The sequence below is a fragment of the Methylobacillus caricis genome (genome assembly GCF_020532705.1).
GTDB lineage: Bacteria > Pseudomonadota > Gammaproteobacteria > Burkholderiales > Methylophilaceae > Methylobacillus > Methylobacillus caricis.
Genome location: NZ_JAJAVD010000001.1, coordinates 1470780 through 1483059, shown reverse-complemented (window position 1 = coordinate 1483059; position 12280 = coordinate 1470780). Strand labels below are relative to the sequence as shown.

General features: G+C 52.8%; 10 protein-coding genes and 1 riboswitch. Of the genes, 6 read left to right on the top strand and 4 right to left on the bottom strand.

Annotation, left to right across the window (positions count from 1 at the left end):
* Positions 1-106: 106 nt before the first annotated feature.
* The gene (locus LG200_RS07000; protein WP_226756858.1) at positions 107-1366 is read left to right on the top strand and encodes a lytic murein transglycosylase; all 1260 of its coding nucleotides are present in this window, start codon (positions 107-109) and stop codon (positions 1364-1366) included.
* A gap of 62 nt (positions 1367-1428) precedes the next feature.
* Complete coding sequence (locus tag LG200_RS06995) at positions 1429-2442, top strand: Gfo/Idh/MocA family protein (RefSeq protein WP_226756857.1); 1014 nt, start codon at positions 1429-1431, stop codon at positions 2440-2442.
* Positions 2443-2579: 137 nt separating this feature from the next.
* Here the strand turns inward: LG200_RS06995 and LG200_RS06990 are convergent, their stop codons facing one another.
* A complete protein-coding gene (locus LG200_RS06990; RefSeq protein ID WP_226756856.1) occupies positions 2580-3491 on the bottom strand; it encodes a LysR family transcriptional regulator in 912 nt (303 codons plus the stop codon).
* Positions 3492-3613: 122 nt separating this feature from the next.
* Between LG200_RS06990 and metE the strand changes: the two genes are divergently transcribed.
* Positions 3614-5881: a 5-methyltetrahydropteroyltriglutamate--homocysteine S-methyltransferase gene (gene metE, locus LG200_RS06985; RefSeq protein ID WP_226756855.1), complete on the top strand. Its 2268-nt coding sequence runs from the start codon at positions 3614-3616 to the stop codon at positions 5879-5881.
* 115 nt (positions 5882-5996) lie between these two features.
* Here metE and LG200_RS06980 read toward each other — a convergent pair whose 3' ends face one another.
* Positions 5997-6335 (bottom strand): thioredoxin family protein, encoded by a 339-nt coding sequence (locus LG200_RS06980; RefSeq protein WP_226756854.1) that lies wholly within the window; start codon positions 6333-6335, stop codon positions 5997-5999.
* Positions 6336-6510: 175 nt separating this feature from the next.
* Positions 6511-6734: riboswitch (cobalamin riboswitch) on the top strand.
* Positions 6735-6918: 184 nt separating this feature from the next.
* Between LG200_RS06980 and nrdA the strand changes: the two genes are divergently transcribed.
* The 3 genes from nrdA to yfaE all read left to right on the top strand — a co-directional run bounded on the left by nrdA (position 6919) and on the right by yfaE (position 10875).
* Positions 6919-9201, top strand: a complete 2283-nt coding sequence (gene nrdA, locus LG200_RS06975; RefSeq protein WP_226756853.1) for a class 1a ribonucleoside-diphosphate reductase subunit alpha — start codon at positions 6919-6921, stop codon at positions 9199-9201.
* A gap of 115 nt (positions 9202-9316) precedes the next feature.
* Positions 9317-10450, top strand: a complete 1134-nt coding sequence (nrdB, locus tag LG200_RS06970; RefSeq protein ID WP_226756852.1) for a class Ia ribonucleoside-diphosphate reductase subunit beta — start codon at positions 9317-9319, stop codon at positions 10448-10450.
* The gene (yfaE, locus tag LG200_RS06965; RefSeq protein WP_226756851.1) at positions 10447-10875 is read left to right on the top strand and encodes a class I ribonucleotide reductase maintenance protein YfaE; all 429 of its coding nucleotides are present in this window, start codon (positions 10447-10449) and stop codon (positions 10873-10875) included. Before nrdB ends, yfaE begins: the two co-directional genes overlap by 4 nt.
* 5 nt (positions 10876-10880) lie before the next feature.
* Here the strand turns inward: yfaE and LG200_RS06960 are convergent, their stop codons facing one another.
* Together LG200_RS06960 and LG200_RS06955 are read right to left on the bottom strand one after the other, a co-directional pair.
* A complete protein-coding gene (locus tag LG200_RS06960; RefSeq protein WP_226756850.1) occupies positions 10881-11939 on the bottom strand; it encodes an AI-2E family transporter in 1059 nt (352 codons plus the stop codon).
* A 43-nt stretch (positions 11940-11982) separates the two neighbouring features.
* Positions 11983-12279 (bottom strand): DUF1840 domain-containing protein, encoded by a 297-nt coding sequence (locus LG200_RS06955; RefSeq protein WP_226756849.1) that lies wholly within the window; start codon positions 12277-12279, stop codon positions 11983-11985.
* Position 12280 lies beyond the last annotated feature (1 nt).

Sequence of the window (12280 nt, the reverse complement as noted above, 5' to 3'; positions counted from 1 at the left end):
GAAAATCCACTTGTAATTTCCGCACTGCCCTGACTTGAGGCCATCATGAGGGCCATGGAACCTGAAAGCCAGGTTCAAGCCTGAATAGATTTAAGAGGAGGCTGTTTTGAATTTAACCCGGTTCACCAGGTCATGTTTGTTTGCGGCCTGCCTGATGCTTGCCCCGGTTTTGTCTGTTGCGGAGGATGAGAGTTTCCATCAGTGGCTGGCTGGCTTTAGCCAGTACGCGCGTAGCCGGGGTATTTCCCAGGCCACTCTTGATGCCGCTTTCTCGGCGGCAGAACCCATAGACCGTGTAGTTGAACTTGATCAGGCCCAGCCCGAGTTTGTACAGACCTTTGCTACCTACATAAACCGCCGTATCACATCACGCCAGGTCAATCGTGGTCAATTGCTGCTGGAAGAAAACCGTGAGCTGTTGCAGGAGGTGGAGAGTCAATACGGCGTACCACCCGCGGTGCTTATTTCTTTCTGGGGCCTGGAAACCAATTATGGCCAGACTCTGGGCAATTTTGAAACGCCTGTGGCGCTGGCAACCCTGGCCTATGAGGGGCGTCGCCGCGAATTCTTCCGTAGTCAATTGCTGGATGCTTTGCGTATTCTCGATGGCGGTCATGTTGCCCCACGTGATATGGTGGGTTCATGGGCTGGCGCGGTTGGACATATGCAGTTCATGCCTTCCACTTTCCTGGCATATGCGGTTGATGGCGACGGCGATGGCAAGATCAATATTTGGCAATCCGTTCCTGATGCCATGCATTCTGCAGGCAATTACCTGCAATCCATAGGCTGGAAACGCGGGGGAGTTGTGGCGCTTGAAGTCCGGTTGCCACCAGGTTTTGCCTGGCAGGATGCACAAGCCGGCCACTCACTGACAGTAGCAGAGTGGATGGAGCGCGGCGTGCGTACCATGAACGCTGAAATCATGCCGCCAGGCAGTGATAAGGCTGCGATAGTATTGCCGCAGGGGTGGCGTGGGCCGGCCTTTATGGTGTTTGATAATTTCCATGTGGTAATGAAGTGGAACAGGTCTACCAACTATGCCTTGGCGGTGGCCGGTTTGGCCAGTCGTTTGCTGGGGGGAAAACCCATGATGGGCGGGCAGGGGGCAGAGCAGGAGCCTGTGACCGTAGAACAAGTCAAGCGCTTGCAGCAACAGCTGACAGGATTGGGGTTTGATGCCGGCAATGCCGATGGCCTGCCAGGTCCCAAAACGCAAACTGCCATTCGTCTTTATCAGCTTGCACATGGCTTGCCTGCAGATGGATTTGCATCACCATCTCTGTTGAACCATGTGGACATGGCATTGTTGCCGCATGATGCGGATACCGAGCTCATCCCCGGCTTTCCAGGGACGCACCCTTGAAGGCAGATTAGTCACGGTTGAATGTGCATCATCATTTTAATTTACATAGGAGGCAGAAGCATATGAGTCAGGAAAAGAAACTGCGCTGGGGCATATTGGGTGCTGCCCGTGTCAATGAGCGATTGTTGCCCGCCATTGTGGATGCTGCTAATGCTGAACTGGTGGCGATTGCCAGCCGCCGGCCCGGTGCGGCGGCAGCTACTTTGCAAAAGCATGCGCCCGGCATATCCGGTGTCAGCTGTTATGACGAGATGGATGCCCTGCTGTCAGATAGCAGGGTTGAGGCCATTTACCTGCCGATGGCCAATCATGAGCACGCAGAATGGGCACTCAGGGCGATACGCCAGGGCAAGCATGTGTTGATCGAAAAACCACTGGCATTGACGGTGGCGGATGTCGATGCCATTGCTGAAGCGGCCAAAGAGCACAATGTGACAGTGATGGAAGGGTTTATGTATACCTTTCACCCGCAGTATGTCCGCGCGCAAGAACTCATACGCTCAGGCGTGATAGGAGAGGTGAAGTTCGTACGCGCCAGCTATTCCTTCATCATGAAGCCTGCGCGACTTTACCGTCTGGAAAAAGATGTGGACCATGGCGGCGGCGCCATGTGGGATATTGGCCCTTATGCCATTCACTCCCTGCGCAGCTGTTTTGACAACGAGCCGCTCAGTGTGACGGCGCTTGCCAAATATACCGACAGCGGTGCGGATATTGCCACCAGCGGCGTGTTTGATTTTGGCGACGGCAAGCATGGTCATTTTGATATCAGCTTTGAATGTTCACGCCGATCTGAATACCAGGTCACTGGCAGCAAGGGAGGCCTCAAGTGCCATACCGTGTGGCAGCAGGCAGGTGATGTGCCAGTGATCAGCTGGTGGACAGAGGATGGCCGTTTCTGGGAAGAGCGCCTGCCGGCCGCCAATCATTTCATTCTGGAAATTGAACATTTCAGCGATTGTGTCTTGAATGGCAAGAAGCCTTTCCTCCGCCTGCAGGATGCACGCGGCAATTGCCAGGCGATAGTGGCAGCCATGAAATCCGCAGCTGAAGGCAGGAAAGTCAATATAAGCTGAATAGCCACGTCACGTTTAATCAGGCTGCAGTCTGCAATTGACAGTAGTGGGCCTGTGGCGCGACCATATCAATATGATGCCCGTGATCAAGCTGAAGAGATTCAGCCTTGATCAATAGCCCAGAAATGGACACCTGGCTATAGCAACTTGATATCTGCCAGATTCTCGGCGCATGTTTCCCGAATAATTCTTGCCAGCTCCCGCGTGTAAGGGCGTGCCATGGTGTCCGGCATGCCGATGGCATGCAGCTCGGACCACAGGCCTTTCTTGCCTATGGGCTTGGCAATCACGTAATCATGCTCGATGTAGCTTTGTATGCCCCAATTGGGCAGAGCTGCCAGGCCCCGGCGGCTTGCGACCAATTGCATGATGGCAATGGTGAGCTCGCTGGTGCGACGGGTGAACTGGATATTCTCGGGTTTCAGTACCTGCCTGATTACGTCTATACGGTCTTCCGGCACAGGGTAAGTGATGAGCGTTTCACCGGAAAAATCCTCTGCCAGCAACCGCTGCTTGTTGCGCAAGACATGTTCTGGCGGAAGTACGGCCATGATCTCGAACTTGAACAATGGCACATGCACCAGGTCGCGCTGTTTTTCCGGCAGGCTTCCAATGACCAGGTCGGCTTTGCCTTCATGCAGTAAGTGCCAGGGGTCGCTATGGAAACCTGCGACCAAGTCAATCTCCACTTCAGGCCATGCCCGGCGGAAAGCATCCATCACGGGAGTGAGCCAGTCAAAACAGGTGTGGCATTCCAGCACCAGCCGGAGCTCGCCAGACTGGTCGCTTTTCAGGCGGATCAGGTCGCGTTCCGCTTTATCCAGTGCTTCCAGTACCTTGCGCGCCAACTGCAGTAGCCGGTCGCCTGCAGGAGTGAAGCGGATGCCGTGAGCCGTGCGCTGGAACAGGGAAGTTTCGTAATGGTTTTCCAATACCCGTATCTGGTGGGAAAGCGCGGACTGGGTGAGATATACACGTTCGGCCGCATGTGCCAGCTTGCCTGTGTCGGCAATGGCAACCAGGGATTTCAGGTGGCGGATTTCCAGCATGAGGAGTATGCCTGCAATATATGGTATGAATTTGATTCAAGTCTATCAAAAAAACTTTCGCTTTTTTTAAAATCTTTCATCCATGAAAATGCTCCACCATTATTTGGATCAGGAACACCATCATGGCAATTGCACATATCCTGGGTTATCCACGGATTGGCGAAAAACGCGTATTGAAATTTGCCCAGGAATCGTTCTGGAATGGTTCCCTGACAGCGTCTGGCCTGCAGGAGGCAGGGAAGGGCTTACGCAAGCAACATTGGAAAAAGCAGCAAAGGTCTGGTTTGGGGCTGATCACTGCCAGTGACTTCACGTTTTATGATCATGTGCTGGATCATGCCGTCCTGTTTGGCGCCACCCCATCACGCTTTGGGTTCAGCAGTGTATTGAGTGAGCAGGATTACTTTGCCCTGGCGCGCGGCAATGCTTCCCAGCCTGCCATGGAAATGACCAAGTGGTTCGATACCAATTATCACTATATCGTCCCTGAACTGGATGCTGATACCAATTTCTCCATCAATGCCCATGATTTCCTCTCACGCCTGGATGAAGCACAAAAGCTGAGCAAGGCAGTCAAGCCGGTTATCCTGGGACCGGTAAGTTTTATCTACCTGAGCAAGGCCAAGGGTATTGATCGCCTGGATTTACTGAATGCGCTGGCCGAGCAATATGCCCATCTGTTGAAGGAACTGTATTACCGCAAGATTGAATGGGTGCAGATCGATGAGCCCATATTTGCCCTGGACTTGAGTGATGAGTGGCTGAATGCGTTTGAGCGCGCTTATGCCTGGTTTCGAACTTCCAGGCCCAAGTTGCTGCTGACTACATATTTTGGCAGTGTGGCGCGCTATCAGGGCTACATTACCAATCTGCCGGTCGATGGCATACATATTGACCTGATACGTGCCCCGGCACAGCTTGCTCCCTGGCTCAACGCCTTGCCTGGTCATTGGGTGTTGTCGGCCGGGGTGGTAGATGGCCGTAATATCTGGCGTAATGACCTGGATAAAAGCCTGCAGATTCTCAAGCCTCTCGCACAAAAACTTGGTGATCGCTTGTGGATAGCCCCCAGTTGCTCCCTCTTGCACACGCCAGTGACCCTGGCTCATGAGGATAAGCTGGATGCAGAAGTGAAGTCCTGGCTGGCATTTTCCGATGAAAAGCTGGAAGAGCTGGGTGTGCTGGTCAAGGCGATCAATGAAGGTGAAGATGCTGTGGCTGAAGCGCTGGCCGTATCACGCGCGGCCATTGCTGCCCGCCATGTTTCGCCTCGCGTGCGTTCCGAGGCTGTCAATGCAAGGTTGGCGGCCCTGAATGAGATCAGCGAGGAACGGGCCAGCCGCTTTTCCGAACGCAGAAATGCCCAGCATGCACGCCTCAATCTGCCGTTGCTGCCAACCACCACCATCGGCTCATTTCCGCAAACTGCTGAAATTCGTGCCAGCCGGGCAGCGTTCAAGAAGGGCGAGATTACAGCGGAGCAATATGCCGCGGACATGAAAAATCATATTAGCTATGCCATCCGCGCGCAGGAAGAGCTGGATATCGATGTGTTGGTACATGGCGAGACAGAGCGCAATGACATGGTGGAATATTTTGGCGAGCAATTGGCCGGTTATGCATTCACCCAGAATGGCTGGGTACAGAGCTACGGTTCCCGCTGCGTCAAGCCGCCAGTGATTTATGGGAATATTTACCGCCCGAAGGCCATGACAGTGGGGACTGCGCGTTATGCACAATCGCTGACTGCACGTCCGGTCAAGGGCATGCTGACAGGCCCGGTGACCATGCTGCAATGGTCATTTGTACGCGACGACCAGCCGCGCCAGACCACGGCATTGCAGCTGGCGCTGGCAATTCGCGACGAAGTGGCCGATCTGCAGCGGGCCGGGATTGCCGTGATCCAGATTGATGAGCCTGCCTTCCGTGAAGGTTTGCCGCTCCAGGGTGCCGAGTGGAGGCACTATCTGGATTGGGCCGTGCGTGCCTTCAAGCTATCAGCAAGTGTGGCAGATGACAGTACGCAAATTCATACGCATATGTGCTATTCGGAGTTTAATGACATACTGCCGGCGATTGCTGCCATGGATGCCGATGTGATCACCATAGAAACCTCGCGCTCCCATATGGAGCTCCTAGATGGTTTTGGCGCGTTCAAGTACCCGAACGAGATAGGCCCTGGTGTTTATGATATCCATTCGCCGCGCGTGCCTTCCGAGCAGGAAATGGCAAAGCTCATGCAGCGTGCCATTGAGGTGGTGCCAATAGAACAACTGTGGATCAACCCGGATTGCGGCCTTAAAACCCATGCCTGGGAAGAAACCCGGGCGGCATTGCAGAACATGGTGAGTGTGGCCAAAGCCTTGCGCAAGAAATACCAGGCTGCATGATTCGGTAGTGAATGAAGTTGCTGGCAGTTGCTTGGTGGCCGATTCTATTTAACTGTTGATCAAGTGAATCCGGCCAGGGACAGGCAACCCTGGTATTTTCCTGACTATTCATTATTTATCCAATGTGCGGCAGTATTTTTGCCAGCGATTGCCTGATAGTCAGTTCATCCGTAGGGCGCACCACTCTGGAGACCTCTACGCCATCCCGCATGAAAATCAATGTCGGCCAGAGCTTGACGCTGAAGCTGCGACCCAGGCGCTTGCCTTTGCCGTCTTCAATCTTGAGATGGCGCAAGCTGGGATTATTAGCGAACACCTTCCTGATCATGGGCTGGGCTGCCTGGCAATAACCACACCAGCCCGCACCAAACTCCAACACCACTGCACCTTGCATGATATCGACCTCGACGCGGCTGAGATCAGGGCTGGTTGTTTCCGGAATATCTGTGCTCATTTGGATCCTGATTTTATGCTCAGTCATGATGGAGAGTGAAATGTGTTTGATGGTTCCTGGCGGCTTGTTTCAATGTCAAAAAATTTCTGCTTATAAATCCGATATCTATAGAAATTATTCCGCGAAATATCAATATGTAGTGGTTTTAAATTAACACAACCCCATTTCCTTGGGGTATAGTTCATCCCACTACGGTATGCGATTTTCATTCAGAAAGTCGGTAATTAAGGGAATGCGGTGCAAGGTGATGGCCTGTAATCCGCAGCTGCCCCCGCAACTGTAACCGGAGAGTAGATTGCTAACCCTGATGGTCACTGAGTCTATCTTGATTGGCTTGGGAAGGCCGACAATCTGCAATGACCCGGGAGCCAGGAGACCTGCCGTAGATAATTTTCATAACGTTTGAGGCGGGGTGTCCTCGGCATATGCATAGCGTGTTTAAGATATTCTCTGAACATGTTGTTTGCAATGCTGGCCTTTGAGCCGGCGCTTGTGTGCATCAGTTGATGCCTGGTCCGGGCTTTGCCTGGGCCCGATGCGCCGTTTTCTGAAGCCCCCCGCTTCCTGAACTTGGGAGCCATAAATGACAAAGTACGAATCCATGAAAGCCACCAAGCGTGATGGTCGCTTGGAGCCAATCAATCTCGACAAGATTCACCGCGTGATTGATTGGGCAGCACAGGGCCTGAATAATGTGTCGGTTTCCCAGGTTGAGTTGCGTTCCCATATCCAGTTCTATGATGGTATCCGTACTGACGCCATCCATGAGACCATCATCAAGTCTGCTGCTGACCTGATTTCAGAAGAAACGCCTGATTATCAATATCTTGCAGCCCGGCTTTCCATTTTTCACCTGCGCAAGATCGCATACGGCAAGTTCGAGCCGCCGCATCTGTTTGAACATGTGACGCGCCTGACCGAGATGGGCAAGTATGACCAACATCTCCTGAACGACTACAGCAAGGAGGAGTTTGACGAGCTCAATGGCTATATCGATCACTGGCGTGATATGAATTTCTCTTACGCGGCGGTCAAGCAGCTTGAGGGCAAGTACCTGGTACAAAACCGGGTGTCCAAGAAAATCTACGAGAGTCCACAGTTTCTGTACATCCTGGTAGCCATGTGCCTGTTTGCCAAATATGCAGGCAAAGCACGTCTGGACTATATCAAGCGTTTCTATGATGCAGTTTCAACCTTCAAGATTTCCCTGCCGACGCCTATCATGTCCGGGGTGCGCACTCCCACAAGACAGTTCAGCTCCTGCGTGCTGATTGAGTGCGACGACAGCCTCGACAGCATCAATGCAACCACAAGCGCGATTGTGAAATACGTATCGCAACGTGCAGGCATAGGCGTGAATGCCGGCCGTATCCGTGCCCTGGGCAGTGAAATCCGCAACGGCGAAGCCCAGCATACCGGTTGCCTGCCGTTCTACAAACTATTCCAGTCCGCAGTGAAGTCCTGCTCGCAGGGAGGCGTGCGCGGCGGTGCGGCTACCTTGTTCTACCCGATCTGGCACCTGGAAGTGGAGTCGCTGCTGGTGCTCAAGAACAACCGCGGCGTGGAAGAAAACCGCGTGCGCCACCTGGACTACGGCGTGCAGATCAACCGCCTGATGTATCAGCGCCTGATCAAGGGGCAGAATATCACCCTGTTCTCGCCGCATGATGTCCCCGGCCTTTATGACGCTTTCTTTGCCGACCAGGACGAGTTTGAGCGTTTGTATTCGCAATATGAGGCAGATGACAGCATACGCAAACGCAGCCTGCCAGCCGTTGACCTGTTCTCCTTGATGATGCAGGAGCGTGCAGGCACCGGCCGTATCTACATCCAGAACGTGGACCATTGCAATACCCATAGCCCGTTCGACCCGGCTGTCGCACCTGTGCGCCAGTCCAACCTGTGCATGGAAATTGCCTTGCCAACCAAGGCATTGAATGACATCAATGACACAGAAGGGGAAATTGCACTTTGTACCCTGTCTGCATTCAACCTGGGTGCACTGGTGTCATTGGATGAGCTGGAAGGTCTGGCTGACCTGGTGGTGCGCGCATTGGATGCCTTGCTTGAGTACCAGGACTATCCGGTCAAGGCGGCACTGAATGCAACCGATAAGCGCCGTTCCCTAGGCGTTGGCGTGATCAACTATGCCTATTACCTGGCGAAGAATGGCACCAATTACACCAGTGACGATGCACTGGGGCTGACGCACCGCACGTTTGAGGCTATCCAGTATTATCTCCTGAAAGCATCGGTACAGTTGTCCCGAGAATTTGGACCATGCCAGGCTTTCAATGAAACCACATACGCCAAGGGTATCCTGCCTATCGATACCTACAAAAAGGACCTGGACGCAGTATGCAGCGAGCCGCTGCAACTGGATTGGGAAAGCCTGCGCAAGGATATCCAGGAGCATGGCTTGAGAAACTCGACATTGACTGCCTTGATGCCATCAGAGACATCCAGCCAGATCGCCAATGCCACCAATGGTATTGAGCCGCCACGCGGACTGGTGTCAGTCAAGCAATCCAAGGACGGTATCTTGCGCCAGGTAGTGCCGGAAATCGACCGTCTGCGCGACCAGTATCAACTGTTGTGGAAAATGCCTAACAACGATGGTTATCTCAAGCTGGTAGGCATCATGCAGAAGTTTGTTGACCAGTCAATTTCAGCCAACACCAATTATGACCCGACCCGGTTTGAGGGCGGCCGCGTGCCAATGAAACAACTGCTGAAAGACCTGTTGCAGGTATACAAGCTTGGCATCAAGACACTTTATTACCATAACACCCGCGATGGGGCGAGCGATGGTTCCGGTGCCGAGGCTGAGGATGACTCATGCGCTGGCGGTGCCTGCAAGATCTAAGCGGCATGGAGCATCCCGCAATACATGTCACCAGCCCGAAGCGGCTGGTGACGGTTGCCATGTGTTCCGCAATGGAATTGTGAAGTGAACTTAATGAACGATAGAGAAAAAAGCCATGGCATATAGCATTTTTTCCAAGAACGATAACGAACAATTAAAAGAACCCATGTTCTTTGGCCAGCCGGTCAATGTGGCGCGTTATGACCAGCAGAAATACCCTGTATTTGAAAAGCTGATTGAAAAGCAGCTTTCCTTCTTCTGGCGACCTGAAGAGGTGGATGTTTCGCAGGACCGTTCGGATTACCAGAACCTGCCTGAGCATGAAAAGCACATTTTCATCAGCAACCTGAAATACCAGACGCTTCTGGATTCCATTCAGGGCCGCAGTCCGAATGTGGCACTGTTGCCGTTGGTTTCCCTGCCTGAGCTGGAAACCTGGATCGAGACCTGGGCGTTTTCCGAGACCATACACTCGCGTTCCTACACCCATATCATCCGCAACATCGTCAATGATCCTTCCGTGATTTTCGATGACATTGTGCGTAATGAAAATATTACGGCGCGGGCAATGGATATCTCTGGCTATTATGATGACCTCATTCACCAGACCATGCTTTATTCGCAACTGGGGGAGGGCGACCACATCATCAATGGCGAGCTCAAGCCAGTCAATCTGCGCCAGCTCAAGAAGCAGCTTTATTTGTGCCTGATGAACGTCAATATCCTGGAAGCCATCCGTTTCTATGTGAGTTTTGCCTGTTCATTTGCCTTTGCCGAGCGCAAGCTGATGGAGGGCAATGCCAAGATCATTCGCCTGATCGCGCGTGACGAAGCCCTGCACCTGACAGGTACACAACACATGCTCAATATCATGCGCTCCGGCCAGGATGACCCCGAGTTTGCGGAGATCGCCGCCGAGCTGCAGCAGGAGTGCTTCGAGATGTTCCGAGACGCTGCCAACCAGGAGAAAAAGTGGGCAGAATACCTGTTCAAGGATGGCTCCATGATCGGGTTGAACAAAGACATTCTCTGCCAATACGTCGAGCACATCACCAATAACCGTATGGCGGCTGTTGGATTGCCCCCGGCATTTGAAAACGCCAAGAGCAACCCTATCCCATGGATCAATACCTGGCTGGCATCTGATACCGTGCAGGTGGCACCGCAGGAGGTTGAGTTGAGTTCGTACCTGATTGGCCAGATCGACTCGGAGGTCTCGGCTGACGATCTCAATGACTTTGAACTGTGAGTGTTGTCAGCACACGCGAATCATCTTTCCGCCTAGTCCAGTATGAAACCTTGCTGGATGGGCTGGAGCGTACCGGACATGACGTTGAATACCAGTGTAAAAGCGGCTATTGCGGCATGTGCAGGGTTAAGATTCTGCACGGGGATGTGAAATACCTGGAGCAACCCTTGGCCTTTGTGGCTTTCGATGAAATATTGCCTTGTTGCTGTATTCCGGTTGCAGATGTCATGCTGGACTGCGTGCTCAGGGATGAGTTCAGGGTTGAACTCGACCAGCAAGAGCTGTTTCCAATGCAGCAGAATCTATTTACAGAGCAAGAGCTTGCTCATGACAGCCAGAACAAGTCTCCTGCACAAACAAAGCGCCGTATTACACGTGACAAGGCAAAACGGACCGCCAGTGAATTTTCTCTAGATTTATTCTAAGAGAGTTAACTTCTTTCGTTGGGTCTTGAGCTTGAGAAGATATCCCACAACGTCATGAATAGTGCGGCGATCAATGGGCCAATGACAAAGCCATTCAAGCCAAAAACTGCCATACCCCCTAATGTCGAGATTAGCACCACGTAGTCAGGTAGTTTGGTGTCCTTGCCGACCAAGATAGGGCGCAGGATATTGTCGACAAGCCCGATGACAAATACGCCGAATGCAATCAGCGTTACCCCTTGCCATATTGCCCCTGTAGCCAGGAAGTAAATGGCGACAGGCCCCCAGATCAGGCTGGCGCCCACGGCGGGCAATAGGGATAGAAACGCCATGATCACGGCCCAGAGCAATGGGGCCTGGATATCGAGTATCCAGAAAATCAGTCCGCCAAGTGCGCCTTGGGTGATGGCCACCAGGATATTGCCTTTGACCGTGGCCCGGATGACTGTCGTGAATTTGTTGAACAGGTGGCGTTTGTGCTCTGCACTTAACGGGATTGCCTGTTTGATTTTCATGGAGAGGCTGGCGCCGTCCCTCAGCAGGAAAAACATCAGGTACAGCATCACACCAAAGCCGATCACAAATTCCAGCGTATTCTGGCCTATGCTCAATGCCTTGGTGGCAAGCAACTGGCTGGCCTGCATGGCGAACTGGCTGAGCCTGTCCTGGAATGATGAAATATCGGTCAGGCCAAATCGCGCCAGGATGTTGGTGACAGGAACAGGCAGCGCTTCAATGATCTGCTGGAAATACATGGCAGGGTTGATCTCGCCGGATTTGATCTTCTGGAACAATGCGGCACCTTCATGTACCAGCGAACTTGCGATCAGGATCACCGGTAAAATTACGATCACGATACACGTCATCAATGTCCCGAAGGCAGCCAGGTTCTTGCGCTTGTTGGTCAGTCCCAGCAGTCGGCGGTAAAGCGGTGCAAACAACATGGCCAGGATAGCACCCCAGAATACTGCGCCATAGAACGGCAGCAGAATCATGACTAGGGCGGCTGATACTGCAATGAGCAGGAAAATGAATGATTTGTGGTGGAAGTCTGAGCTGTTCATGAGCATGCAGTGTAATCAGAAATATGGGATTTTGCTGGGCTATTTATTTCCACATGACATCGCTTTGATTGCTGATTGCGGACTCAAGCAATTTGACCAAGGGCAATGCCCTGCTGGGCAGGCCGATGCTGGGCTCCTGGCTTTCATCGGCATCATTGTTTGATGGTGTGGGCGCTGTGCTCAGGCCTTGTTGCAGGTTGGCCAGGGCTTGCGGTACATCTGCTGCAAGAATGGCGCCGGGGATGGTGCCGCTATGTCCCATGAGTTTCAGGAGTTGGCCGGCAATATCACCAAACATGGTAATGTCGCTGTAACGTGCAGTGGAGAAGGTAACAAGCATG